Below are 24,887 nucleotides of genomic sequence, written 5' to 3'. Positions count from 1 at the left end.
AGCCGAGCTCCGCTTCGGCGTTCTTGAGAACGGCGGCCGAAGGCCGCCTATGCCACCTTCTCCCACAAGGGGAGAAGGGAAAGAGGTCTGCCGCTCTATCCGAGCGAACGCTCTTCAAACTCCCCCGCCAACACCCGCCACTGGAACAGCGGCGAGTCCTTCGGCGGTGACAGCTCCGGGGTCCAGCCGGTGAGCTTTTCAAGCACATAGGTGTCCATCACGAGGCCGCGCCAGCGGCGCTCGGCGTCGCCGAGCTGCTCGCGCCTGGCCGGGATGTTCTGCCACAGCGACGAACGATCGTCCGGCGCGCGCCCGACATAGACGCCCGCATGGTCCTTGATCCTGTCCATGCCGGGATCGCGGAAATCCTGGAAGCGGCCGCGCTCGTTGATCTCGATCACGGGCACGCGGCCCCTGAACAGCCAGCGCATCATGGCGTAGGTGCGGTAGTCCGACGTTGCGATCCAGGTCGCGCCGGTCTCATCCAGCGCGGCCTGCACGCGCGCGGCGACCTGCTCATAGCCGGCCTCGGCGCCGATCGGATCGATCCTGCCGAGGAAGTTCCATGGCGCGGCGACGTAATAGAGAAACACGACGACGACGAAGGCGATGCCCGAGACGATTGCAGTCCTGGCCCAGAACAGTGACGATTTGAGCATCCGGGCCGACCATCCCTCTTTCGTCATCGTTGCGAGGTTCACCCCGGTGGCCGCGAAGCCGACCGGCCACATGAACATTGGCCAGGTGTCGCCGACCCGGAGCGTCATCGACTTCGCAAGGAAATAGAGGAACGGCACCAGCACGGCGGTCGACAGCAGGATTGCGACCGGCTCGCGCGTGCGATAGCCGCGCCAGGCCGTCAGCACCAGGCCCGTCAGAACCACCGGCAGCATGACGAAGCCGACCAGGCCGAATTGCAGACCAATGTAATCGCCGATCGTCCGCAGCGAGATGCCGTAATTGGCCGTGGCGCGCACGCCCTGGAAGCGGAACGAGGCCCAGTCGTGCTGCGCATTCCAGATCAGGACCGGCGAGAACACGGCGATCGCAACCAGCACGGCAAGGTAAGGATAAGGGCTCCGCAGCCAGCGCCAGCGCCAATCCGGCACCAGCAGGAAGGCGGCAACCGCCGGCGCGAACATGATCGCGGTGAATTTCGACAGCATCGAAAGGCCTGCGAACAGGCCCGCCGCGAGCCACCAGCGGCCGTCGCCGCCCTGTGCGAGCCGCACAAGCGACCACACCATCGCCATCGCACACGGAATCATCGCGACATCGGGCGCGACCTTGGCCATCAGCAGGCCGTAATAGAGCGCGGCCTCCGGCATCAGCACCGCGAACATGATCGCGCGCGCATCATGGGTGAGGCGACGGACGATGTCGGCGAGCAGCAGCTGTGTCACCAGCATGGCGACGATGCCGCCGAAGCGGACGCCGAGCGCAGTGTCGCCGAAGATCGCGGTACTGAGGCGGATCATCCAGGCGACGCCGGGGGGATGATCGAGAAAGCTGAGCGCCGTTTCCTTCGACCAGGTCCAGTAATAGGCCTCGTCCGTGCGCAGTTCGATGGCGGAGGCGTAGACGATGCGCATCACCGTCATCGCGGCGATGATCGCTGCGGCAACGAGGATGAGACGACGTTCGGCGCCGTCCGGCTTCGCAGAAATGTCGGGAGCGATCGTCACGGCCGCGCTTTTCCCCGACTTGAGAGGGGGAGTCAATGTGGGGCAAGCTCGCTCCCCGAGTCGTCCCGGACAAGCGCAGCTCCCGACAACGCGTAGCGTTGTCTAGAGCGGAGCGCAGATCCGGGACCCATAGCCACAGGAGGGGGTTTGGCGAGGACTCGGAGTTACCAGCCTGCCCTCAACTACTCCCTGTGATTATGGGTCCCGGATCGGCGCGCGCTTTGGGCGCGCTTGTCCGGGACGACAGCGGAGGTTAGACGCGCCCACCCTACGATTTCGTAACCCTGCCGCGCATGTGATTGGCGAGCCTGTCCACATCGGGAATTAAACGCTACGCTGGCTGTTCTCCTTGGTGAACTGATACAAGCGAATCATGGCCACCGCTCCCGTACACATGCCCGAGCTCGTCCGCGCCACCGGCGTCCGGCAACTGCGGCTCATCTGCGGAATCATCCTGTTCGCCTATGTGGTCAGCCATTTCCTCAACCATGCGCTCGGCAACATCTCGGTGGATGCCATGGAGGTCGGGGTCTACTATCATACCCTGTTCTGGCAGTTCCTCCCCGTCGCGATCGTGTTCTACACGGCTGCACTCACCCATATGGGCCTCGGCATCTACGCCCTGTATCAGCGCCGGCAGTTCCGCTGGCGGACGATCGAGCCGCTCCAGCTGGTGCTGGGCCTGAGCATCCCCGCTCTGGTCATGGGGCACGTGGTCGGGGTGCGGCTCGGTTACACGCTGTACGATCATCAGAAGCTCTATCCGCAGGAGCTCTATCTGTTCTTCGTCGCAGCGCCGGGCCGGCTTTGGCAGATGACGATCCTGCTCCTCATTGCATGGGTGCACGGCTGCATCGGCATTTTCTTCTGGCTTCGCCTGAAGCCGTTCTTCACGCGCGCGGCGCCCTATCTGCTCGCGGCCGCCGTGCTGATCCCGACGCTGTCGCTGCTCGGCATCTATCAGGGCGGCCGCAGCGTCGCCGTCGAGAGCGAAGATCGAGAGTGGCGTAGCCAGAACCTTACCCGCGATCAGGTCGGCACGGTCGCTGAAGGCAATACACTCGACCGCATCGCGGGCGGCCTCACCACCGGCTATTTCGGATTGCTCGCCTTGGCGCTGGCGGCACGCGGCGCGCGGGCCTTGCGCGAGCGGCGCGGCGGCATGATCGCGCTGTCCTACGGCAACGGCAAGACGGTGCGCGTGCCAAAAGGCCTCTCCGTGCTGGAAGCGAGCCTGCGCCACAACGTGCCGCATGCCAGCGTCTGCGGCGGCCGCGCCCGCTGCTCGACCTGCCGCATCCGCATCATCGGTGATCATGAGGCCCTGCCCGAGCCATCGCCGCGCGAGGCCTTCGTGCTCACCCGCGTCGGCACTTCCGATCCCTCGATCAGGCTCGCCTGCCAGCTGCGGCCGACCTCCGACCTCTCCTTCTTCCAGCTCTTCACACCGCACACGGTCTCCGCGAATGCGCAGGCTTCGACGCCTGCCAGCATCGGCCAGGAGCGCTATCTCGTCAGCCTGTTCGTGGACATGCGCGGCTCGACGCAGCTTGCCGAGAAGCGGCTGCCGTTCGACACGGTCTTCATCGTCAACCGCTTCCTCGGTGCGGTCTCGCAGGCCGTCATCGAGAATGGCGGCCTGCCGAACCAGTTCGTCGGCGACGGCATGCTGGCGCTGTTCGGGCTGTCGGCGGACCCGCAAACCGCGTGCCGGCAGGCGCTGAAGGCCGCCGCCGGAATCGCCACGCATATCGATGAGCTCAACGAGCTCCTGAGCCACGATCTTCGCCAGCCGATCCGCTTCGGCATCGGCATCCACGGCGGCGAGGTCATCATTGGCGACATCGGCTATCGCGACCACATCGTCTTCACGGCGCTGGGCGATGCCGTCAACGTCGCCGCCCGCCTGCAGGACATGACCAAGACCCTGGCCTGCGAGGCGATCGTCTCGGAGGAAATCCTCCGCACCGCGGACCTCGCCGACGACGCCCTGCCGCAGCAGGAGGCCGCAATCCGCGGCCGCGACGAGCCGATGGCGGTGCGCGTCGTGGCGGATGCAAGGACGTTGACGGCGCTGGTCGATCGAAGCGAGCGCGTCGCGGCCTGATGTCTTCACCTCTCCCCGCTTGCGGGGAGAGGTCGGATCGCTCTTGCGATCCGGGTGAGGGGGTACATGTCTCACGACAATTTCACTCGCGGAGAGAGGCCCCTCACCCCAACCCTCTCCCCGTAAGAACGGGGCGAGGGAGCGCACTGCCTTCGCCGCGTCAGCTCGATCTCATGACAGACGTAACACCGGCCCGCTGCAACACAGCGGCATGGGCTTGCTGCGAAAGCACCAATTGACATCATCCAGATCGTTGCGACAGATGAGCGCAGGATCGCGGTGATGACCGCTGGTCCAACAAAAGCTCCGGGAGGAGACCAGAATGTTCGACCGACGCGACCTGCTCAAAGGAGCGGGCCTTGCCGCCGTTGCGGCTACATTGAACTCCACCAAGGCGCTGGCGCTCGACACCGTCACCCTGCCCTTCGCCAATGGCGAACGACCGCTGGTGAAATATCCGCAGAAGCGACCGATGATCGGCCTGACCAGCCGGCCGCCTCAGCTCGAGACGCCGTTTGCCGTGTTCAACGACGGCCCGATCACGCCGAGCAACGCGTTCTTCGTGCGCTATCACCTCTCCGACCTGCCTTACGATCTCGACCCCGACAAGTTCACGCTCGAGGTCAAGGGCAAGGTCGACAAGACGCTGAAACTTTCGCTGAAGGACATCAGGAAGATGAAGGCGACGGAGATCGTCGCCGTCAACCAGTGCTCCGGCAACAGCCGCGGTTTCTTCGAGCCGCGCGTCGCCGGCGGCCAGCTCGCCAACGGCGCGATGGGCTGTGCGCGCTGGCGCGGCATACCGCTGAAATCCGTGCTGGCGATGGCCGGCGTTCAGAGTGGCGCCAAGCAGGTGACGTTTGGCGGCATGGACGGACCGGTCAGCGACAAGACGCCCGATTTCGTCAAGGCGCTCGATCTCGATCACGCCACCGACGGCGAGGTGATGCTGGCCTATGGCATGAACGGCGAGGACCTGCCGTTCCTCAACGGCTTCCCGCTGCGCCTGATCGTGCCTGGCTATTTCGGTACCTACTGGGTCAAGCACCTCAACGAGATCACCGTCATCGACAACGTCTATGACGGCTTCTGGATGAAGTCGGCCTATCGCATTCCCGATACGCCCGACAACGCGGTCGAGCCGGGCACCGCGCCGAAGGCGACCATCCCGATCAACCGCTTCACCATCCGTTCCTTCATCACCAGCGTCCCCGATGGCGCCAGGCTGAAGGCGGGAGCTGTGACCCTGCGCGGCATCGCCTTCGACGGCGGCAAGGGTATCAAGGAAGTCGAGGTCTCCACCGATGGCGGCAAGACCTGGACCCGCGCAAGGCTCGGCAAGGACCTCGGCAAATACGCCTTCCGCGAATGGAAGCTGCCGGTGAAGCTCGCCGCCGGCAGCCATGAGCTCAAGGTGCGCGCCACCGGCAATGGCGGTGAGACGCAGCCGGACACGCCACGCTGGAATCCGGCGGGTTATCTGCGCAACGTCGTCGAAACCGTCCGCGTGACGGTCGCCTGAAGGAGAATGATCATGCAGCGCACCGTTCTCCTCGCAGTGATGCTCGCCCTCGCCGCCGTGGCGGGTTCGGCACTTGCCGCGCCGGTCAATTACAAGACTCCCGACGAGGTCGCCGCCTTCAAGCCCGGTCCCAATCTGGAGGTCGTGCAGGGCAATTGCAGCGCCTGCCACTCGTCCGACTACATCGCCACGCAGCCGCCGATGAAGGACAAGAAGAGCTTCTGGCAGGCCGAGGTGACGAAGATGATCAAGGTCTATGGCGCGCCGATCGACGATGCCGATGTCGGCAAGATCGTCGACTATCTGGCTGCGACGTATTGACGAATGCGGGGACGCGTACGGGCATTTGACCGCGAAACGGGCAAAACCGGCAAAAACGCCGCGAAGTTGAGCGGAATTCAGCGAAATGCCGATGTGGTTTGAGCTACCAAGCCTGCCACATTCCGCGTATCCTGTAGGACCGAACCGGCCGGTTGGCGGGGACTGGCGGTTCGCGATCTCGGAGGAAGACCCGCGGAGAAGTCGTGATGGCTAAAGGTACGGTCAAGTGGTTCAACCCGACGAAGGGTTATGGATTTATCCAGCCTGCGTCGGGGGGCAAGGATGTGTTCGTGCATATCTCGGCAGTGCAGAAAGCCGGTCTGTCGACCCTCAACGAGGGACAGACGGTGGAATACGAAGAGATCGCAAACCGGGGCAAGACCTCCGCAGAAAACCTCAAAGTATAAGCCCGCCAGCATTTGCTGCCTCCTGGACTAATCCGGGAGCCGGGCCAAGAAATTTAGAAGACGGCCAGTGCAGTCGACGACAGGCGTTGCGATTGCACGGGGATAGTTATTTTTCCTTGGAAGACCGCTTGTCCACGCCACAGCAATGACAATCGCGACGGCATGTCGTCAGCCTACCGGCAACGGTGCGTCGCGCTTGATCTCCTCCATCACCGCATAGGTCCGCGTCTCGCGCACGCCCGGCATCGACAGCAGGGTCTCGCCGAGAAAGCGTCGATAGGCGGCCATGTCCGCAAGCCGCGCCTTCACAAGATAGTCGAAGCCGCCGGCAACCATGTGACACTCCAGCACCTCGGGCGCGAGCTTCACCGCGCGTGCAAAGCGCTCGAAATTGTCGGGCGTGGTCTTGTCGAGCAGCACCTCCACGAACACCAACAGGCCGAGTCCGAGCCGGTGCGGGTTGAGCCGCGCACCATAGCCCTCGACAAAACCCTCGCGCTGCAAGCGCTTCAGCCGTTCGCCAATCGACGTTGGCGACAGCCCAATGCGCTCGGCGAGCTCGACATTGGCGATGCGCCCATCTTCCTGGAGAATCGAGAGGATTCTGCGGTCGATTCGATCAAGTTCCATATTATATCTGCTAACATCCAGAATTTTCTTCATTTTCTAAGGCAATTCCGCTAATTTGTCTATCGAACTACGGTAACGTTGGCCTTATCCTGTCATTCAGCCACAGGACACGTTATGCCGAACTCCCCGCCTCCCTTCTCCGCTCCTTACGCCTCCGACGACACCGAGATCGCCGCGCGTCTCTTGCCGGCGTCGCAGCTGTCCCCGCCACAGGAGGCGCGGATCGACCGCAGCGCGACGCGGCTGATCGAGGCGATCCGCAAGCGTGACGACCGGCTTGCAGGTAACCTTGGCGGGGTCGAGGACATGCTGCGGGAGTTCGCGCTCTCGACCAAAGAGGGGCTCGCGCTGATGGTGCTGGCCGAGGCGCTGCTGCGCGTGCCGGACGCGCGCACCGCCGACCAGTTCATCGAGGACAAGCTCGGCGAAGGCGACTTCATCCACCACGAGACCAAGTCCACCGCGTTCCTGGTTAACGCCTCGGCCTGGGCGCTCGGGCTCTCCGCGCGCGTGATCCAGCCCGGCGAGACGCCCGACGGCACCATCGGCCGGCTGGTGAAGCGGCTCGGCGCACCGGCCGTGCGTACCGCCACGCGCCAGGCGATGCGGCTGATGGGCAATCATTTCGTGCTGGGCGAGACCATCGAGCAGGCGCTGGAGCGGGGCCGGCCGCGCTCCGGCCAGAAGACGCGCTATTCCTTCGACATGCTCGGCGAAGGCGCGCGCACGGCGGCGGATGCGAAGCGCTACTTCGACGCCTATGCCAGCGCCATTGAAACGATCGGCAAGGCGGCAGGCAGCCATCCCTTGCCCGACCGGCCCGGCATCTCGGTCAAGCTCTCGGCGCTGCATCCGCGCTTCGAGGCGATCAGCCGCGAGCGCGTGATGGCCGAACTGGTGCCGCTGCTGCTGGACCTCGCCCAGCGCGCCAAGGCCCATGACCTCAACTTCACCGTCGACGCGGAAGAGGCCGACCGTCTGGAGCTGTCGCTCGACGTGATCGCGGCGACGCTCGCCGACCCCTCGCTCGGAGGCTGGGACGGATTTGGCTTGGCCATCCAGGCCTATCAGAAGCGCGCCGGCGCGGTGATCGATTATGTCGATGCGCTTGCCCGCGCACATGATCGCAAGCTGATGGTGCGGCTGGTCAAGGGGGCCTATTGGGACACCGAGATCAAGCGCGCGCAGGAGCGCGGGCTCGGCGGCTATCCCGTGTTCACGCGCAAGGCGATGACGGATCTGAACTACGTCGCCTGCGCGACGAAGCTGCTGGCCTTGCGGCCCCGCATCTTCCCGCAATTCGCCACCCACAACGCGCTGACGGTCGCGACCGTGCTGGAGCTTGCCGCCGGCAGCGGCGGCTTCGAATTCCAGCGCCTGCATGGCATGGGCGAAGCGCTGTACGAGCAGCTGGCAAAAGATCACCCGGACATCGCCTACCGCACCTACGCGCCGGTCGGCAGCCATCGTGATCTGCTCGCCTATCTGGTGCGGCGGCTGCTCGAGAACGGCGCGAACTCGTCCTTTGTGGCGCAGGCCGCCGACTATCGCGTGCCGGTGTCGGCGCTGTTGCAGCGTCCGGCAGATGCCATCGTCCGGCCGCAGGCGGCGGCCCATCCAAGAATCCCATTGCCCTGCGATCTCTTCGCGTCGGACCGGCGCAATTCGCGCGGCATCGAATTCGGCGAACGCGCCGCGCTCGACCGGTTGCTGACCGACGTCAGGGCCGAGACGGCCCGCCTCGAGGTGATCGCCGAAGCCTCGCCGGATCAGGCCAATGCGGCAGTCGCCGCGGCACGCGCCGGCTTTGCCGCCTGGAGCCGCACGCCGGCAGGTGGGCGCGCGGCGGCGTTGGAGCAGGCCGCGCACCTGCTGGAGAGCCGCGGCGCTCACTTCATCGCGCTGCTGCAAGCCGAGGGCGGCAAGACGCTTGACGACGCGCTGTCGGAGCTGCGCGAGGCCGCCGACTTCTGCCGCTACTACGCCGCGCAGGGCCGCAAGCTGTTCGGGGTCGAGGCTGCCATGCCGGGCCCGACCGGCGAGAGCAACGCGCTCGCCCTGCGCGGCCGCGGCGTGTTCGTCGCGATCTCGCCTTGGAATTTTCCGCTGGCGATTTTCCTGGGGCAGGTCACGGCCGCGCTGATGGCCGGCAACAGCGTCGTCGCAAAGCCCGCCGAGCAGACGCCGCGCATCGCGCGCGAGGCCGTGGCCCTGCTGCACGAGGCGGGCATCCCCAACAGCGCGCTGCACCTCGTCACCGGCGATGGCCGCATCGGGGCCGTGCTGGCCGCGCACGCTGACATTGCGGGCGTGGTCTTCACCGGCTCGACCGAGGTGGCACGCTTGATCAACCGGACTCTCGCCGCCAAGGACGGGCCGATCGTGCCGCTGATCGCGGAGACCGGCGGCATCAACGCGATGATCGCGGATGCCACCGCGCTGCCCGAGCAGGTCACTGATGACGTCGTCACCTCCGCGTTCCGTTCCGCCGGCCAGCGCTGCTCGGCGCTGCGGCTGCTGTTCGTGCAGGAGGACGTCGCCGACCGCATGATCGAGATGATCGCGGGCGCCGCGCGCGAGTTGAAGATCGGCGATCCCGCTGACCTCGCAACCCATGTCGGGCCGGTCATCGACGAGGAGGCCAAGCAGCGCCTCGACGCGCATATCGCGCGGATGAAGCACGAGGCACGGCTGCACTTTGCAGGCCACGCACCGGACGGCCGCTTCGTTGCGCCGCACATCTTCGAGCTCAGGGAGCCCGGCCAGCTCACCGAGGAGGTGTTTGGCCCGATCCTCCATGTCGTACGCTATCGCGCCGAGAACCTCGAACGCGTCCTGCAGGCGATCGAGCGCACCGGCTACGGGCTCACCCTCGGCGTCCATTCCCGCATCGACGACACCATCGAGGCGATCATCGACCGCGCCCAGGTCGGCAACATCTACGTCAATCGCAACATGATCGGCGCCGTGGTCGGCGTGCAGCCCTTCGGCGGCAACGGCCTATCCGGAACCGGCCCAAAGGCCGGCGGCCCGCACTATCTGTCGCGCTTCGCCACCGAGCAGACCGTCACGATCAACACCGCCGCGGCTGGTGGCAACGCTGCCCTGCTTGCGGGGGAGGAGTGAGGCCCTGCGCCAGGCGCCGTTGCATCCCGCGGAAACATCGGTCTAATGCTGCCACGACTTGGCCCGCGCCAATTCCAGCGCGCGGGAAACGACAAGAGCGAGGGAGCAACGCCGCGATGGACAAGGGCATTTTTGCGGGGCTGAAGGTTCTGGACTGCGCGAGCTTCATCGCAGCCCCCGCGGCTGCGACCGTGCTGTCGGATTTCGGCGCCGACGTCATCAAGATCGAGCCGCCCGGCACCGGGGACCCCTACCGCAATCTGCCGAACCTGCCGGGCTATCCGACCGGCGAGCACAATTTCGCCTGGCTGCTGGAGGCCCGCAACAAGAAGAGCATCGCGCTCGACCTGTCCAAGAGCGAAGCGCAGGCTGTGCTCTACAAGCTGGTGGCGGAGGCCGACGTCTTCATCACCAACATGCCGCCGCCGGTGCGCGCCAAGCTCGGCATCACCTACGACCATCTCGCCCATCTGAACGACCGGCTGATCTACGCCTCCTTCACCGGCTATGGCGAGAAGGGCGAGGAAGCCAACAAGCCCGGTTTCGACAGCAATGCCTATTGGGCGCGATCGGGCCTGATGGACCTCGTCCGCGCCGACACCGACACCACCCCGGCGCGTTCGGTCGCCGGCATGGGCGATCATCCCTGCGCCATGGCGTTCTACGGCGCCATCGTCACCGCGCTCTATCAGCGCGAGAAGACCGGCAAGGGCTCGCACGTCGCCTCCAATTTGATGGCGAACGGGGTGTGGGCGGCGAGCGTGCTGGCACAGGCAAAGCTCTGCGGCTCCAAGTTCGGCGAGCGGCGGCCGCGCGAGCGCGCGCTGAACGCGGTCGCCAATCATTATCAGTGCAAGGACGGCCGCTGGCTGATCCTGTCGCTGCTGAGCGAGGAGAAGCAGTTTCCGACGCTGGCCCGCTGCCTCGGACGCGAGGATTTGATCAACGATCCCCGCTTCGCCACCAAGGCCGACCGTCACGCCCGCTCGGTCGAGCTGATCAAGATCCTGGACGACACTTTCGCCACCAGGAATCTCGCCGAATGGCGGGAGATCCTCGACGGCAACGGCCTCGTGTTCGGCGTCGTTGCCATTCTCGACGACATCCCGAACGACAAGCAGATGCTCGACAACGAGGTGCTGGTGCCGTTCGAGAACGACACCATGCTCACCATCAACAGCCCGATATGGATCGACGGCGCGAAGAAGGTGCAGCCGCGCAAGCCGCCCGCCGTCGGCGAGCACAGTGACGAAATTTTGCGCGGCGCGGGATATGACGAAGCGGCGATCAAGGCGCTGCGGGGGGCGGGAGCGGTGGGGTAAGGCGGCGCCTCGCGCCCCACTGTCGTCCCGGGGCGCGCATAGCGCGAACCCGGGACCCATAACCACAGGGAGTGGTTATCGGGCACGACTGGTCACTCCGAGTCTTCGCCAAACACTTCCCTGTGATTATGGGTCCCGGATCTGCGCTCCGCCCTGGACAACGCTACGCGTTGCCAAGAGCTGCGCTTGTCCGGGACGACGATAGCGAAATAGCTCGCGCGCGCGGATGCATGGCTGGATTGCTTCGCTGCGCTCGCAATGACGATGCCGGACGATCCCGCTACAAACCTAGGGCAACATCACGCCTCGCGAGGTCCCATGCCGAGCTACCGCCTGCACTACTTCCCGGAATCCGGCAACAGCTACAAGCTGGCGCTGATGCTGACGCTCTGCGGCGAGACGTTCGAGCCGGTGTGGACCGATTTCGCCGGCGGCGTCACGCGCACGGCGGAGTGGCGCAATTCCGTGAACGAGATGGGCGAGATTCCCGTGCTCGAGATCGACGGCGTGAAGATGACCCAGACCGCGCCTCTCCTGCTCAAGCTTGCCGATCAGTACGGCCGTTTCGGCGCCGAAGCGGACGACGAGAAATTCGAGCTGCTGCGCTGGCTGTTCTGGGACAACCACAAGCTCACCGGCTACATGGCGACCTACCGCTTCATGCGCGCCTTCACCGAGAAAAACGATCCGCAGGTGCTGAAGCATTTTCGCCGCCGGCTCGAGGATTTCCTCGGGATCCTCGACGGACACCTCCAGCACAACGCCTTCGCGATCGGCGCAAGGCCGACGGTCGCCGACATCTCGATGATGGCCTATCTGCACTATCCGAGCGACGAGCACGGCTTCGATTTCACGGCGAGCCATCCCGCCATCCACGCCTGGCTCGGCCGCATGGCCGCGTTGCCCGGCTGGAAGCCGGCCTATGAGCTGCTGCCGGGCAAGCGTATGACGAATTACGCCAAGTGAGGGAGCCAAAGCCTCGGCGCCATCATGGCCGGGCATAGCCGTCCGAAGGACGGCGTCGCCTATGTCCCGGCCATCCACGATCTTGAGCGCGGGGACGAGAACGTAGATGCCCGGGACAAGCCCGGGCATGACGAAAGAGAGCGAAGCTACCGCAGCGACAGCCAGCCGAGCGTGAACAGGATCCCGCCGATGATGACAGCCGCCGCGACCGCCCAGGTGCTGACGCGGACGCTGCCGGTGACCTGCTTGGCTTCCTCATTGCGCGCGATCTCGCGATTGCGCTCCTTCGTGGACTCGCTGGTATCTGTCATGGGTCATCCAAATCGCTTGTTGGTTTAACGTGTCTTGATGAAGCACATGCCGATGCGGCGCGAGGCCGCCGCAGCCTGACAGGTGAGACCGCTAGCACAGCTCCATGACGTAAAACTCCTGTCCGGCGTTCCCGATCCCGCATCCTGCAGGGAACAATGCGCGCCCCAGCCGTCCTGATATTCGGTACCGGCGAGTTCCTTACCTCCGCGGGTCTGCGGCCGGCTGGCAAATCCGCGTGAGAAATCAGGCCGCTTGCCGGAGGCGAACGCGGTCAGAATGTCGCGGCGGCGGAGCTGGTCGCCGAAAAAATGCGGCGAAGCCGGCACGATGGCGGAATTGGACGGGTTGTCCGCGAGCCAATCGACGCCAGGAAAATGAAAGCCGCCGATGCCGCGGGTCTGGTGGCAGCCGGCGCAGGTGACGTCGTTGAGACGGCGCTGGAAACCGGCGACCGAGCGGACGTTCTGCATGTCGGCACCGCGTGCCGCCGCCTGCTTCAACGCGCTGACCACGTCACCGTCAGTGAAGACGGGATCGCCTTTGCCTTCCGCTTGTCCCTCTCCTTGCATCATGCCGAACTCGGGCTGCAGCGCCGAGGCATCGAGGCCGGCGGGGGTCGGCACCACCGCGGCCCTGGCGAGGAATTTCTCCGGGATCAGCACGGTGCCGCGATCGAACTCGCGCAGATGATCGGGCGCGAGCAGCCAGGCCTTGAAGTCGCGCCGGAGCGCATCGTCGGCGAGGATCCTGTCGCGATCGATCTGGTTCTCCAGCGTCGATTCCTCGAACGTCTTGGTGGCAGCGTCGTACTTGAACACCTTGAGCAGATAGTCGGAGCGGAAATCGTGCAGCGCCGATTTCGGCGCGACCGAGACCTGGATGTTGGTCTCGATGCGGTCGAGCATGGCGTCGTAAGGGGGGATACGACTGCCGATCAGGCCTTGCCAGTCGCCATTGTCGAGCCAGCGCCGGGCGACCTCGGCACAGGTGACCGGTTTGCCGTTCGCATCCGTCTGGCGCGGATCGCGCGCCTTCATCACCAGATTGAACGTCATCGGCAAGCGCGTTGCGGTCTTGCCGCCATCCGGCCTGCCGTCGAAACGTGCGAGACGGTAGATCAGCCGGATCTCGCCGCAGGACTCGTCCGACACATAGGCACGGTCCATGCGGTTCACGATCCCGGCCAGCACGAATCGCGTATCGCGCGATTTCAGGTTGGCGAGGTCGAACAGTTGCACGTCGAAGCCCTCGCCGACGCCGATGGTCTCGGTCGGATATGTCGCCTTGTACCGCGCGATGTAGCGGTCGAATTCCGCATCGATCGCCGGCGGAATCGCTTTCAGCTGGGGCAGCGACGCGAACATCAGGTCGGTCGTGAGCGGGACGTCCGTGTTCCGCTCCGGCGAGAGCAGACGCGAGATCGTCAGCGTATTGTTCTGGTCGAGCTTGCGCAGGAGATCGGGATCGGTGATCGCAGTGCCGCGCGTCAGCGCAGTAGTCTCCGCCGCGAATAGCGAAGCGACGCCGCCGAACAATGCGGCGGCAGCAATGAGAATTCGCAACGCGCGGCTCATGCCTCAGGTAACACCGCGCAGGGACGCCTATTCAAGTAAAAAGGCGCCTCACATGGTGGTGAAGCGCCTTTTTGAAAGTCGGTAGCGAACGCTCAGCGCGACACGATGAGGCCCCTACTGGTGACGACCACCCAGCGGCCGTCCTGACGACGGATCGCATCGACGCGGCCGACGCCGGGGATGGGATCGCCGGGATAGACCTCGTAGAGCCCGTCGCGGCCCTCGATCAGCGCACCGCCATTGCTGGCATTGCGCAGCCTCCAGCCTTCGATCGTCGGCAGACGCCCGACCTCGGTCTTGGGCGCGGCAGGCGCCGGTGCCGCGGCGGCGGTCGCAACCTGGGTCGGCGCGATCGAGCCGGTGGTCTCCCTGGCAGGAGCTGCTGCAGCCTGCGCGGACGCTGCGGGCGGCGTGGCGCGGAGCTTATCGACGGTCTCGGACAGTTTTGCGATCTTGGCCAGCGGCTCGGCCTGCGCCTTCTCGAGCTTGTCGAGGCGGTCGTTGGTCCGGTTGAACTGGCTGACGCCGGTTTTCGAGCTCTGCTCGACATTGGCCTTCAGCGCGACAAGGTCGGCATCGATCCGGGCGACCGAAGCATCCAGCGCGCTGGTGTCGGCGACCTGCACCGGCGCCTGGGCCGGGGCGGCGAAACGCATCATGCCGGCGGTCGCAAGCGCCCCGCTGATTGCGCCGACGCTGGCGGCGATCGCCACCACCGCGGCCATCGCAGACAAGCGGCGCTTGCCGCCGGTCTCGCGCGGCTCGTCCGCCTTCACATGGGGGGCGAAGTCCTCGCGGTCCCAGGACCGGTCCGAGGGCGCCATGACGATCAGCTTGCCCGGCTTTGCCTCGGGCTCGGGTTCGGCTTTCGCTTCGAGTTTCGGCACGTCGATCCGCGGCGGCTCGACTTTGGGAGCATCCGTCTTGACCGGATCCGGCTTGGGCGGCGCCTCGTGGTCGGGGGCGATCGAGGGGGCGTCGATACCGGCGGCAACCGCGAGGGCCTGCGGCGCTGCGTCGGCAGCACCGGAATCCTGGGCGGCCTGGTCGGGCATTGGTTCGCTCACGGCTCAAATACTCCAGTCTGGATTGACCTTTTGGTAACTTTCATTGCTTGCGAAATCCTTACCTTCGGACCCGCTTACCGAAACTTTAGGAATTGATCCGGGGCCGAATTGGGCCGGGAAAATGGAACCGGCGTGGCGGGTGTGAAACAATTTGTAACCGGGGGAAGATGAACGGCGGCGCAACGCCCGGGCCGTCGCCCTTCGAGCCTCGTCGCGCTCGAGCCTCAGGGTAACCGCGATGGAGCGAATGCCCGCTGCCTCCACATCGTCACTACGACGGAGGGGCCACCACCTGCAGTCCCAGATCACAGTCCGTCACATCACCACCGGCGCGTCCGGCAGCTCGTTCGATTGCGGGCCCTGCGGCGGGAAATGCCGCGCCAACTCGCGCGACACCGCCTCGATGCCGCCGACCACGCCGCGCTCGAACCGGCCCGACCTGAACTCGGCCTCCATTGCGCGGCAGATGCTCTCCCACCCTTCGGCACCGACCTTCGCATCGATGCCGCGATCGGCGACGATCTCGACGTCACGGTCGGCGAGCAGCAGATAGATCAGGACGCCGTTGTTGTGCGCGGTATCCCAGATACGCAAATACGAGAACACGTCGAGTGCGCGCTCGCGCGCCGGCTGGTTTCGGAACAGCGGCGCGCCGTCAAGCGCGCCTTCGACGACGAAGCGGACCTGACCGGAATGGGCGGCCTCGCCGCGCTTGATCGCCTGCTCGACGCGATCGAGCACGGCTTGCGGGAAAATCTGCTTCGCCCGCCAATGATGCTGCACGAGATGCCTGGCAATGCGCTTGATGCTCATGACCGCTACCAGCTCCCCGAGGCGCCGCCGCCGCCGAAACTGCCCCCGCCACCGCTGAAGCCGCCGCTGCTCGACGATCCGCTGCTCCAGCCGCCTCCCGATGAGCCGCTCGACCAGGAGCCGCCGCGCGAGCGCCCGGTGCCCGGCGCCATCGCCGAAAACAGGTCGGCGACGAAGCCGATGACGAAGCCGAGAGCGCCGAGCGCCATGGCGAGTGCGAAGGAGCCGAGAATGAGCCAAGTCAGCGCCGCGATGATGCCGCCGACCGCCAGCGAGCCGAGCAGCCGCCCGAACACGGCCCGGAAGAATCCGCCAACCCCGATCGAGGCGAACAACGTCACGATGAATAGCGGCGCGAGATCGTCCAGATTGTGGGCGAAGTTGACGCTGCGCGAGGGAACCGGCAGCGGCTCGCCGTCGATCACCCGGATCATTCGATCGACGCCGTCGGAGATGCCGCCGGCAAAATCGCCGGTCCTGAATTTCGGTGTGATGACCTCGTCGATGATGCGCCTTGACGTGACGTCGGTCAGCGCACCTTCGAGGCCATAGCCGACCTCGATGCGCAAATGCCGGTCGTTCTTGGCGACGACGAGGATCGCGCCGTCGTCGACCTTCTTGCGGCCGATCTTCCAGGCCTCCGCGACCCGGATCGAGAATTGCTCGATCGTCTCCGGCTGCGTGGTCGGGACGATCAGAACGGCGATCTGACTGCCCTTGCGGTTCTCGAAGTCACTCAGCTTCTGCGACAGCGCGGCGATGTCGCTGCCGGAAAGCGTGCCGGTTTGATCGACCACGCGGCCGGTGAGCTGGGGGACGGCGACGTCGGCGTGGGTGGGGAGCGCAAGGGCGAGAAGCAGTGTGATGGCGAGGACAAGCGCGGTGAAGGCCGAATAAGCCCACCACAACCTCGCTGTCATCGTCCGGCTCGACCCGGCGATAAAGTATTCCAGAGACACCAGCGGACTATGGAGAAGCCGCGGCGTACTGGATTCCCCGCTTTCGCGGGGAATGACAGTGGTGGGTGGGATGCGCATCGGGGCCGATCGCGCTTACTTCGATGGCGCCGGGGCCGGGTTGAAGTCCACCTTCGGCGCGGTCGAGATCGCCTTCTCGTTCTCGACCGAGAAGTTCGGCTTCTCCTTGTAGCCGAACATCATCGCCGTGAGGTTGCTCGGGAACGAGCGGATGGTGACGTTATAGTCCTGCACCGACTTGATGTAGCGGTTGCGCGCCACCGTGATGCGGTTCTCCGTCCCCTCGAGCTGCGACATCAGGTCCTTGAACAAGGCATCGGACTTCAGCTGCGGGTAGTTCTCGGTGACGACCAGCAGTCGCGACAGCGCGCTGGAGAGCTCGCCCTGCGCGGCCTGGAATTTCTGGAACGCGGCGGGATCGTTCAGCACCTCCGGCGTTGCCTGGATGCTGCCGACCTTGGCCCGGGCGTTGGTGACGCCGAGCAAGACGTCCTTTTCCTGCTGGGCAAAACCCTTCACCGAGTTGACGAGATTGGGCACGAGATCGGCGCGGCGCTGATACTGGTTCACGACCTCGGACCAGGCAGACTTGATCTGCTCGTCCTCACTCTGGATCGCATTGTAGCCGCAATTGGTCAGGCTCAGCGAGGCCAGCGCCGCCAGCACGGTCAGGATCTTGCGCATCAAATTTCTCCCGGTGGAATCCGGCGCAAACTACCAGATCGAGCACGCGAGACGCCAGCTTCCCAACGTCATTCCGGGGCGATGCGCAGCATCGAACCCGGAATCTCGAGATTCCGGGTTCGCTTCGCGCCCCGGAATGACGGCGACAAGAGTTGCGCACGGCAGCTCCAGCCGGCTGACGCAAGCCTCTTGCCTATCGCAGGCCGACATAGTCAACTCCGGCAAAACAAAAGCGGAAACGCCGGAGGAGACGCCATGTCCTCGTTCGAGACCATCCTCGTGGAGAGGCCGGATCCGGCGATCATCCGGGTCGTGATGAACCGGCCCGAGGCGCGCAATGCGCAGAACCTGCAAATGACATACGATCTCAATGCCGCTTTCGACGCGGCGGTGCAGGACGATGCGGTCAAGGTCATCATCCTCGCCGGCAATGGGCCGCACTTCTCGTCCGGCCATGACCTGCGCGCGGGCGGCAAGAATGCCGCAGGCGTCGATTTTCCGCCGATCGGACATTGGGGCGGTTTCGCCGAAGCCGGCGCCCATGGCCGCTTCGCGCGCGAGCAGGAAATATATCTCCAGATCACGCGGCGCTGGCGCAATCTCGCCAAGCCTGTCATCGCCGAGGTGCATGGCAAGTGCATCGCCGGCGGGCTGATGCTGGCCTGGGCCTGCGACCTCATCGTCGCCAGCGATGATGCGCAGTTCTGCGACCCCGTCGTCACCATGGGCGTCTGCGGCGTCGAATGGTTCGTGCACCCTTGGGAACTCGGCCCGCGCAAGGCCAAGGAATTCCTGTTCACGGCCGACAGCTGGAGTGCGCAGGAAGCGCACCAGCTCGGCATGGTCAACCAGGTCGTGCCGCGCGCGGAATTGTCTTCGCGCGTGCTCGAGCTGGCGCGCCGGATCGCGGCAAAACCGTCCTTCGCGCTGAAGCTGACCAAGGAAGCGGTGAATCGTTCGGTCGACGTGATGGGCCAGCCGGCGGCGATCGACCAGGCTTTTGCACTGCACCAGCTCTGCCACGCCCATAATCTCCAGGAGTTCGGCATGATCGTCGATCCCTCCGGACTGCATCCCTCCGTGCGCAAGCCGCCGGCGGCCGCGGAGTAGACGCGATGGACCTCAATCTGAGTGACGAGCAAAGATTGCTGCGCGAAAGCGCGGACCGCTTCGTGGCCGAGAGCTACGATGCCGATCACCGCCGCAAGATGGCGAACGACCCGCTCGGCTTCAGCCCGTCGGTGTGGAAACAATTCGCCGAGCTCGGCTGGCTGGCGCTGCCGCTTCCCGAGGAGTTCGGCGGGCTCGGCGGCGGCGCGGTCGAGATCGGCATCTTGATGGAAGCCTTCGGTCGCGGGCTGGTGTCGGAGCCCTATGTCGCAACCGCGGTGCTAGGCGCGGCGCTGATCGCGAGATGCGGCACCATCGAGCAGAATCAGGCGAGCCTGCCCAAGGTGGCGGATGGATCACTGAAGCTTGCCTTTGCACATTCCGAGCGCGCGACCCGGTTCGATCTTGCCAAGGTCACGACCAGCGCCAACAAGACGGCGCAAGGCTGGCGCCTCGCCGGCAGCAAGGTCGCCGTGCTCGACGGACACGCCGCCGACCAGATCATCGTCTCCGCGCATATCCATGACCATCGAGGGCCGTCGGGGCGGATCGGCCTGTTCCTCGTGCAGGCGACGACGCCAGGCCTTGTCATCAGCGACTATCCGCGTCTTGGCGGCGGACGTGCCTGCAACATCGAGCTGTTCGACTTGCATCTGCCGGAAGACGTGCTGCTCGGTGACGGCAGCGATGCTCTGCCGGCGATCGAATGGGCCGTCGACCGCGCCATGGCAGCATTGGGTGCGGAAGCCGTCGGCATCATGCAGACGCTGCTGGACACGACGCTGGAATACACCAAGATCCGAAAGCAGTTCGGCCGGCCGCTTTCCGCCAACCAGGTGATCCGCCACCGCCTCGCCGACATGGCGATGCAGGTCGACGAGGCCCGCTCGATGGCGCTGCGAGCAGCATTGAAGGTGGATGCTGCGCCGATCGAGCGTGCCCGGGCTGCATCGGGCGCGAAAGCGAAGATCGGCAGATGCGCGCGCTTCATCGGCGAGCAGTCGATCCAGCTCCATGGCGGCATGGGCGTCACCGAGGAGCTCGAGGTCGGCGCCTATTTCAAGCGGCTCGTCGCCTTCGACACGCTGTTCGGCGGCAGCGCCCATCACTACGGCCGCCACGCCGAGCTGAGCCGCAGGGCCGTCCCGGCCTGACACAAGGAGCGCATCATGGATCTCTCGTTCAATGCCGAGGAGCGTGCCTTCCAGGACGAGGTGCGCGGCTTCATTGCCAAGAACCTCACCGACGAGACGAAGCGCGCGACGGCGCTGACGCCGTCGGTGTTCTCCGACCCCGATATCGGCATGGCCTGGCAACGCGCGTTGCACCGCCAGGGCTGGGGGGCTCCTGGCTGGCCTGTCGAACATGGCGGGCCGGACTGGACGCCGGCACAGCGCTGGATTTTCGAGACCGAATGCGCGCGCGCCGGCGTGCCCAATGTCAACGTGATGGGCGTGAAGATGGTCGGTCCCGTCATCATCGGCTTCGGCAGCCCCGAGCAGAAGAACTTCTACCTGCCTCGCATCCTCTCCGGCGAGGACTATTGGTGCCAGGGCTATTCCGAGCCGGGCTCCGGTTCCGATCTCGCCTCGCTGAAGACCTGCGCGGTGCGCGACGGCGACGACTACATCATCAACGGCACCAAGATCTGGACCACGCATGCCCACCACGCCAACCGCATGTTCGCGCTGGTGCGCACCAGCGATGGGCCGCGGCAGCAGGACGGCATCAGCTTCATCCTGATCGACATGAAGACGCCGGGCATCACCACGCGCCCGATCCTGACCATCGGCGGCGACCACGAGGTCAACCAGGTGTTCTTCGACGACGTGCGCGTGCCGGTCGCCAACCGCGTCGGCGAGGAAGGCAAGGGCTGGACCTACGGCAAATATCTGCTCGAGTTCGAACGCGGCGCGGGCATCGCCTCGGCCAAGCTGCGCGAGGGATTGAAGGCGATCGCGGATCTCGCCGAGTCCGACCTCACGGGCCGCGCCATCGACAGCCCCGACATCGCAACGCGCATCTCCGAGGTCGAGGTCGACATCGACGCGCTGGAGATGACCGAGCTGCGCGTGCTCTCGGCGCTGCAGACCGGGCAGAATCCCGGCGCGGTGTCGTCGATCCTGAAGCTGCGCAATAGCGAGATCCGCCAGGCCGTGACGCGGCTGGGCGCCGACGTGATCGGCCACGACGCCCTCGCCGTCGAGCCGATGCGCCCGCTCTACAAGCTCAACCACGAGCCGGCGACGCCCGAGGAGATGCTGACGGTGATGCCGGAATATCTCAACGGCCGCGCCTATACCATCTTCGGCGGCACGTCGGAAATCCAGCGCGACATCATCGCGAAGATGATGCTGGGGATTTAGCCGGGCTGACGCTACACACTCGGCGTCGTCCCGGACAAGCGCAGCTCTTCGCAACGCGTAGCGTTGTCCAGGGCGGAGCGCAGATCCGGGACCCATAACCACAGGAAGATGTGGTTACGGGGACTCGGACTGATCACTCCGCGCGACAACCACTCCCTGTGGTTATGGATCCCGGATCGGCGCGCGCTTTTGGCGCGCTTGTCCGGGACGACAGCGGAGGATGTGGCAGCAGCCAGCGCGATAACTCGACGCTAACCCGCCGCCTTCGCGTCCCGGATCGCCTGCCAGATCTTCTGCGGGGTCAGCGGCGTGTTGAGCTGGGTGATGCCGAGCTCGGCGAGCGCGTCCATGACGCCGTTGGTGACGCAGGGCGGGCCGCCGATGGCGCCGGATTCGCCGCAGCCCTTGGCGCCGAGCGGATTGGTTCGGCAGGGCGCGGTGTCGTCGAGCGTCACCACAATCGGCGGGACGTCGTCGGCGCGCGGGATGCAGTAGTCCTGATAGCTGGCGGTAAGGAGCTGGCCGTCGGCATCATAGGACACGCCTTCGTACAGCGCCTGGCCGATGCCCTGCGCCACGCCGCCATGGATTTGGCCGGTGACCAGCATCGGGTTCACGGCGACGCCGACGTCGTCGACCGTGGTGTAGCGCACGACCTTGGAGACGCCGGTCTCGGGGTCGATCTCTACCTCGCAGATATGCGTGCCGTTCGGCCAGCTCGGACCATCGACCTCACCTTCGGAATCGACGCTGAGCCTGGCGCCGTTTTCCTTCTCGGCGAGATCGAACAGGCTGATGCGACGGTCCGTGCCGACCACGGTGAGCATGCCGCCCTGATACTCGATGTCCTCGACCGAGGTCTCCAGCACGTTGGCCGCCTTCTCGCGCGCCTTCTGGATCAGATCATTGGAGGAAACCGCGACCGCCGTCCCGCCGACGAACAGCGAGCGCGAGCCGACGCTGCCGAAGCCCATGGCGAGATCGGTGTCGCCCTGGACCACGTCGATCTTGTCCATGGGAATGCCGAGCGTGTCGGAGATCATCTGCGTGTAGGTGGTCTGCAAGCCCTGCCCCATCGCCATGGTGCCGGAATGCAGCACGACGCGCCCTTGCGAGGTCGCGTGCAGGCTGACCTTCTCGGTGTGCGCGCGGCCGCCGGTCCACTCGATGTAAGAGGTCAGTCCGCGGCCGTAGAGCAGGCCCTTCTTCTTCGCCGCCTTCTTGCGCGCGGCAAAGCCGTCCCAGTCGGCGAGCTTCACGGCCCGATCGAGCATGTGCGCGAAGGCGCCGGAGTCGTAAACCTGGCCCGCCGCATTCGTGTATGGCAGCTGCGCCGGCTTGATGTAGTTGGCCTTGCGGACCGCGCGCGGATCCATGCCGATTTTTCGCGCAGCAGCGTCGAACAGGCGCTCGACGATGAAGACAGCCTCGGGCCGCCCCGCGCCGCGATAGGCGCCGACCGGCGCGGTATGGGTCATCACCGACTTCACCTCGAAATGCACCAGCGGCAGATCGTAGACGCCGGTCTGCACGAAGGGCCCGAGCACCAGCGGGATGATGTTCGCCGCACCCGAAGAGTACGCGCCGGTGCAGCCGATCGACTTGACGCGATAGGCCAGCACCTTGCCCTTCTCGTCCAGCGCGAAGGACGCCGTGGAGGTGAGATCGCGGCCATGGGTGCCGCCGACGAATTCGTCGGTGCGGTCGCCGCGCCAGCGGATCTTCTTGTTCAGCTTGGTCGCGGCATAGGCGACGATGCCGTCCTCCGGATAGAGGTTGGTCTTCTGGCCAAAACCGCCGCCGATGTCGCCGACCAGCACGCGGACGCTGTCCTTCGGACGCTTCAGCACGGCTTCCGCCAGCACGTCGCGGGTCGACGCCGGCGTCTGCGACTGCACATGCAGCAGGAGACGGCCGGACTTCTTGTCGATCTCGGCAATGGTCGAGCGCGGCTCCATCGCGGAAGGCACGAGGCGCTGACTGACGAGATCGAGCTCGACGGTGTGCGCGGCCGTGGCGAAGGCCTCGTCCACCTTGGCGGCATCGCCATAGCTCATGGCGCCGACGATGTTGTCGGGCGCCTCCGGCCACACCACGGGCGCGCCGGGCTTCACGGCCTCGACGGGATCGACCACCGCGGGCTGAACGTCGTATTCGACGACGATCGCTTCGGCGGCGCTCTGCGCCTCGACCCGCGACGAGGCCACCACTGCGGCCACGGCCTCGCCGGCATGGCGCACGACCTCGTGGGCGAGCAGCCGGCGCGGCGGCACCGTCATCGGCTTGCCGTCGGGGCGCTTGAAGATGTTCAGCGTCGGGATGCTACCGACGTCGTCCTTGACGAGGTCGGCGCCGGTGTAGATTGCGGTGACGCCGGGCATTCCGGCCGCGGCGCTGGTGTCGATCGAGACGATCTTCGCGTGGGCGTGCGGCGAGCGCAGCACGTGCAGCCACAGCGCGCCGTCCTCCGGCTTGTCGTCGATGAATTGCCCCTTCCCGGTGAGCAGCCTCTGGTCTTCCAAACGCTTGACGGGCTGGCCCGCTCCGAAACGCAAATTGCCGGGAAGAATGTTCATTCCGTTATGTCCTCGAAATCCGGAAAACGACCGCGGCGGTTTTAACCGATTTTGCGGGCCAGACAACCGAGCCCTGGCACATCTGCAATGCGCGTCAGAGCCCCTTTGCTGGCGCGGATCGGCCGGCTAGGACCTATCGATGTCGATGATGCCTAGATTCACGTCACGGGTGTCCGAGCCCCGCTTGACAGTGAGGCGAACGGTCTTCCCGGCGCCGGCCTGCTCGAGCGCATCGGTCAGGTCGGAGAGGCGCCGCACCGGCTTGCCCTCGACCGCGGTGATGATGTCTCCGACCGCTCCGGTCGAAAAATTGACACCGCGGATCCCCGCGCGCTCGGCAGGGCTGCCGGGGGCCGTCCGCACCACGATCACCCCTTCGACGCCAAGCCGGGTCGAAACATCCTCGCCGGCGGCCACGATGCCAATGCCGGGTGTCGGCACGCGACCGCTGTGAATGAGCTCGGGCACAATCCGGTTCACGACGTCGACCGGGACCGCAAAGCCGATGCCGGCGTTCGAACCGGACGGCGAGATGATCGCCGTGGTGACGCCGATCAGCCGGCCGGCGGAGTCGAGCAACGGTCCGCCCGAATTGCCGGGGTTGATCGCGGCATCGGTCTGAATGACGTTGGCAATCTCCCGGCCGCCATGGGTCGGAAGCCTGCGCTTGAGCGCGCTGATAATGCCGCTCGTCATCGATTGATCCAGTCCGAAGGGATTGCCGATCGCGAAGGCGGATTGCCCGACCTTCAGGTCGCTCGAACTGCCGAGAGCCACCGGCGGCGGAAGCTCGCGCACGCTGCGAATCCGCAGCACGGCGAGATCGTAATTGGGAGCCGTGCCGACGAGGTCGACCTCGGCCACCTCTCCCGAGGCAAAGCGCACGGCGATGTCGCCGCCACTGGCGACGACGTGATTGTTCGTCACGAGATGCCCGTCGCGATCCCATACGAATCCCGTGCCGGACGAGCCGCCCTGGCCTTCCTCACCCATGAGGGGATTGGCCGCGGATTTCACCGCCACCTGGACGACCGAAGGAGACACGCGCTCGAAGATCTCGATGGTCGCCTTCTCGCCATCGGACAGCGGACCGCGCTGCTCGACCGCGCGTGCGGAGGGCGCCGCCCATGGGACATGCAGCATCGGGACATGCAGGATCTTCGCGGCAGTGACGGCAAGCAGCAGGGCGGCGAAGGCTGCCGCGGCAATCGCATAGGGACGATTCATCGGTGACCACCGTCTCCAGTGCTGAATACGGCCTTGGGATACATATGCATGGGGCGACAGTTCCGGCTCACGCAGCAACGTCGCAAACGAACGGA

The 24,887-nt window shown here is 65.6% G+C and carries 20 protein-coding genes; 10 read left to right on the top strand and 10 right to left on the bottom strand.

Features of this window, described 5'->3' with window-relative positions:
* Window positions 1-95 precede the first annotated feature (95 nt).
* On the bottom strand, window positions 96-1,601 hold the full coding sequence (locus tag IVB23_RS26965) for a glycosyltransferase family 39 protein (RefSeq protein WP_247804970.1): 1,506 nt from the start codon (window positions 1,599-1,601) through the stop codon (window positions 96-98).
* A gap of 457 nt (window positions 1,602-2,058) precedes the next feature.
* Between IVB23_RS26965 and IVB23_RS26960 the strand changes: the two genes are divergently transcribed.
* The 4 genes from IVB23_RS26960 (at window position 2,059) to IVB23_RS26945 (ending at window position 6,042) form a co-directional block, all read left to right on the top strand.
* Complete coding sequence (locus IVB23_RS26960) at window positions 2,059-3,792, top strand: adenylate/guanylate cyclase domain-containing protein (RefSeq protein ID WP_247800620.1); 1,734 nt, start codon at window positions 2,059-2,061, stop codon at window positions 3,790-3,792.
* A gap of 322 nt (window positions 3,793-4,114) precedes the next feature.
* Entirely contained in the window at window positions 4,115-5,314 is a 1,200-nt protein-coding gene (locus IVB23_RS26955; protein WP_247800619.1) for a molybdopterin-dependent oxidoreductase, read from the top strand.
* Between the two features lie 12 nt (window positions 5,315-5,326).
* On the top strand, window positions 5,327-5,635 hold the full coding sequence (locus IVB23_RS26950) for a hypothetical protein (RefSeq protein ID WP_061878995.1): 309 nt from the start codon (window positions 5,327-5,329) through the stop codon (window positions 5,633-5,635).
* Between the two features lie 206 nt (window positions 5,636-5,841).
* The gene (locus IVB23_RS26945; protein ID WP_008563500.1) at window positions 5,842-6,042 is read left to right on the top strand and encodes a cold-shock protein; all 201 of its coding nucleotides are present in this window, start codon (window positions 5,842-5,844) and stop codon (window positions 6,040-6,042) included.
* Window positions 6,043-6,210: 168 nt separating this feature from the next.
* Here the strand turns inward: IVB23_RS26945 and IVB23_RS26940 are convergent, their stop codons facing one another.
* A complete protein-coding gene (locus IVB23_RS26940; RefSeq protein WP_028182007.1) occupies window positions 6,211-6,672 on the bottom strand; it encodes an Lrp/AsnC ligand binding domain-containing protein in 462 nt (153 codons plus the stop codon).
* Window positions 6,673-6,786: 114 nt separating this feature from the next.
* On the opposite strand from IVB23_RS26940, the gene putA reads away from it, so the two are divergent.
* The 3 genes from putA (at window position 6,787) to IVB23_RS26925 (ending at window position 12,086) form a co-directional block, all read left to right on the top strand.
* Window positions 6,787-9,798, top strand: a complete 3,012-nt coding sequence (gene putA / locus IVB23_RS26935; protein ID WP_247800618.1) for a bifunctional proline dehydrogenase/L-glutamate gamma-semialdehyde dehydrogenase PutA — start codon at window positions 6,787-6,789, stop codon at window positions 9,796-9,798.
* A 116-nt stretch (window positions 9,799-9,914) separates the two neighbouring features.
* Window positions 9,915-11,120 (top strand): CoA transferase, encoded by a 1,206-nt coding sequence (locus tag IVB23_RS26930; RefSeq protein ID WP_247800617.1) that lies wholly within the window; start codon window positions 9,915-9,917, stop codon window positions 11,118-11,120.
* Between the two features lie 318 nt (window positions 11,121-11,438).
* Window positions 11,439-12,086, top strand: a complete 648-nt coding sequence (locus tag IVB23_RS26925) for a glutathione S-transferase family protein (protein ID WP_247800616.1) — start codon at window positions 11,439-11,441, stop codon at window positions 12,084-12,086.
* Between the two features lie 146 nt (window positions 12,087-12,232).
* On the opposite strand, the gene IVB23_RS26920 is transcribed toward IVB23_RS26925, so the two are convergent.
* The 6 genes from IVB23_RS26920 to IVB23_RS26895 form a co-directional block, all read right to left on the bottom strand.
* Window positions 12,233-12,397, bottom strand: coding sequence for a hypothetical protein (locus IVB23_RS26920; RefSeq protein ID WP_165935865.1), 165 nt, complete (start codon window positions 12,395-12,397; stop codon window positions 12,233-12,235).
* 24 nt (window positions 12,398-12,421) lie between these two features.
* Window positions 12,422-13,972 carry a hypothetical protein gene (locus tag IVB23_RS26915; RefSeq protein WP_247800615.1) on the bottom strand — a complete coding sequence of 517 codons (1,551 nt, stop codon included), beginning with the start codon at window positions 13,970-13,972 and terminating at the stop codon, window positions 12,422-12,424.
* A gap of 92 nt (window positions 13,973-14,064) precedes the next feature.
* Window positions 14,065-15,027: a hypothetical protein gene (locus tag IVB23_RS26910; RefSeq protein WP_247804969.1), complete on the bottom strand. Its 963-nt coding sequence runs from the start codon at window positions 15,025-15,027 to the stop codon at window positions 14,065-14,067.
* A 327-nt stretch (window positions 15,028-15,354) separates the two neighbouring features.
* Window positions 15,355-15,852 (bottom strand): TPM domain-containing protein, encoded by a 498-nt coding sequence (locus IVB23_RS26905; protein ID WP_247800614.1) that lies wholly within the window; start codon window positions 15,850-15,852, stop codon window positions 15,355-15,357.
* A gap of 5 nt (window positions 15,853-15,857) precedes the next feature.
* Window positions 15,858-16,772 (bottom strand): YgcG family protein, encoded by a 915-nt coding sequence (locus IVB23_RS26900; RefSeq protein WP_247800613.1) that lies wholly within the window; start codon window positions 16,770-16,772, stop codon window positions 15,858-15,860.
* A 132-nt stretch (window positions 16,773-16,904) separates the two neighbouring features.
* Complete coding sequence (locus IVB23_RS26895) at window positions 16,905-17,513, bottom strand: LemA family protein (RefSeq protein ID WP_061878947.1); 609 nt, start codon at window positions 17,511-17,513, stop codon at window positions 16,905-16,907.
* A gap of 255 nt (window positions 17,514-17,768) precedes the next feature.
* On the opposite strand from IVB23_RS26895, the gene IVB23_RS26890 reads away from it, so the two are divergent.
* Genes IVB23_RS26890 through IVB23_RS26880 form a run of 3 tightly spaced genes read left to right on the top strand, consistent with a single transcriptional unit; the run spans window position 17,769 to window position 20,989 of the window.
* Window positions 17,769-18,623 carry an enoyl-CoA hydratase gene (locus IVB23_RS26890; protein WP_247800612.1) on the top strand — a complete coding sequence of 285 codons (855 nt, stop codon included), beginning with the start codon at window positions 17,769-17,771 and terminating at the stop codon, window positions 18,621-18,623.
* A gap of 5 nt (window positions 18,624-18,628) precedes the next feature.
* Window positions 18,629-19,777, top strand: coding sequence for an acyl-CoA dehydrogenase (locus IVB23_RS26885; RefSeq protein WP_247800611.1), 1,149 nt, complete (start codon window positions 18,629-18,631; stop codon window positions 19,775-19,777).
* Between the two features lie 15 nt (window positions 19,778-19,792).
* Window positions 19,793-20,989 carry an acyl-CoA dehydrogenase family protein gene (locus IVB23_RS26880; protein WP_247800610.1) on the top strand — a complete coding sequence of 399 codons (1,197 nt, stop codon included), beginning with the start codon at window positions 19,793-19,795 and terminating at the stop codon, window positions 20,987-20,989.
* Between the two features lie 251 nt (window positions 20,990-21,240).
* Here IVB23_RS26880 and IVB23_RS26875 read toward each other — a convergent pair whose 3' ends face one another.
* Both IVB23_RS26875 and IVB23_RS26870 read right to left on the bottom strand, forming a co-directional pair.
* Complete coding sequence (locus IVB23_RS26875; RefSeq protein WP_247800609.1) at window positions 21,241-23,565, bottom strand: xanthine dehydrogenase family protein molybdopterin-binding subunit; 2,325 nt, start codon at window positions 23,563-23,565, stop codon at window positions 21,241-21,243.
* 126 nt (window positions 23,566-23,691) lie between these two features.
* A complete protein-coding gene (locus IVB23_RS26870; RefSeq protein WP_247800608.1) occupies window positions 23,692-24,792 on the bottom strand; it encodes a trypsin-like peptidase domain-containing protein in 1,101 nt (366 codons plus the stop codon).
* Window positions 24,793-24,887 lie beyond the last annotated feature (95 nt).

Source organism: Bradyrhizobium sp. 191, from assembly GCF_023100985.1.
Taxonomy (GTDB): domain Bacteria; phylum Pseudomonadota; class Alphaproteobacteria; order Rhizobiales; family Xanthobacteraceae; genus Bradyrhizobium; species Bradyrhizobium diversitatis.
This window is presented reverse-complemented; position numbering and strand designations above follow the sequence as displayed.

Coding starts and splice junctions, on each gene's coding strand:
- IVB23_RS26965 (WP_247804970.1), bottom strand. CDS start 1,601: ATGACGGTGATGCGCATCGTCTACGCCTCCGCCATCGAACTGCGCACG.
- IVB23_RS26960 (WP_247800620.1), top strand. CDS start 2,059: ATGGCCACCGCTCCCGTACACATGCCCGAGCTCGTCCGCGCCACCGGC.
- IVB23_RS26955 (WP_247800619.1), top strand. CDS start 4,115: ATGTTCGACCGACGCGACCTGCTCAAAGGAGCGGGCCTTGCCGCCGTT.
- IVB23_RS26950 (WP_061878995.1), top strand. CDS start 5,327: ATGCAGCGCACCGTTCTCCTCGCAGTGATGCTCGCCCTCGCCGCCGTG.
- IVB23_RS26945 (WP_008563500.1), top strand. CDS start 5,842: ATGGCTAAAGGTACGGTCAAGTGGTTCAACCCGACGAAGGGTTATGGA.
- IVB23_RS26940 (WP_028182007.1), bottom strand. CDS start 6,672: ATGGAACTTGATCGAATCGACCGCAGAATCCTCTCGATTCTCCAGGAA.
- putA (WP_247800618.1), top strand. CDS start 6,787: ATGCCGAACTCCCCGCCTCCCTTCTCCGCTCCTTACGCCTCCGACGAC.
- IVB23_RS26930 (WP_247800617.1), top strand. CDS start 9,915: ATGGACAAGGGCATTTTTGCGGGGCTGAAGGTTCTGGACTGCGCGAGC.
- IVB23_RS26925 (WP_247800616.1), top strand. CDS start 11,439: ATGCCGAGCTACCGCCTGCACTACTTCCCGGAATCCGGCAACAGCTAC.
- IVB23_RS26920 (WP_165935865.1), bottom strand. CDS start 12,397: ATGACAGATACCAGCGAGTCCACGAAGGAGCGCAATCGCGAGATCGCG.
- IVB23_RS26915 (WP_247800615.1), bottom strand. CDS start 13,972: ATGAGCCGCGCGTTGCGAATTCTCATTGCTGCCGCCGCATTGTTCGGC.
- IVB23_RS26910 (WP_247804969.1), bottom strand. CDS start 15,027: ATGCCCGACCAGGCCGCCCAGGATTCCGGTGCTGCCGACGCAGCGCCG.
- IVB23_RS26905 (WP_247800614.1), bottom strand. CDS start 15,852: ATGAGCATCAAGCGCATTGCCAGGCATCTCGTGCAGCATCATTGGCGG.
- IVB23_RS26900 (WP_247800613.1), bottom strand. CDS start 16,772: ATGACAGCGAGGTTGTGGTGGGCTTATTCGGCCTTCACCGCGCTTGTC.
- IVB23_RS26895 (WP_061878947.1), bottom strand. CDS start 17,513: ATGCGCAAGATCCTGACCGTGCTGGCGGCGCTGGCCTCGCTGAGCCTG.
- IVB23_RS26890 (WP_247800612.1), top strand. CDS start 17,769: ATGTCCTCGTTCGAGACCATCCTCGTGGAGAGGCCGGATCCGGCGATC.
- IVB23_RS26885 (WP_247800611.1), top strand. CDS start 18,629: ATGGACCTCAATCTGAGTGACGAGCAAAGATTGCTGCGCGAAAGCGCG.
- IVB23_RS26880 (WP_247800610.1), top strand. CDS start 19,793: ATGGATCTCTCGTTCAATGCCGAGGAGCGTGCCTTCCAGGACGAGGTG.
- IVB23_RS26875 (WP_247800609.1), bottom strand. CDS start 23,565: ATGAACATTCTTCCCGGCAATTTGCGTTTCGGAGCGGGCCAGCCCGTC.
- IVB23_RS26870 (WP_247800608.1), bottom strand. CDS start 24,792: ATGAATCGTCCCTATGCGATTGCCGCGGCAGCCTTCGCCGCCCTGCTG.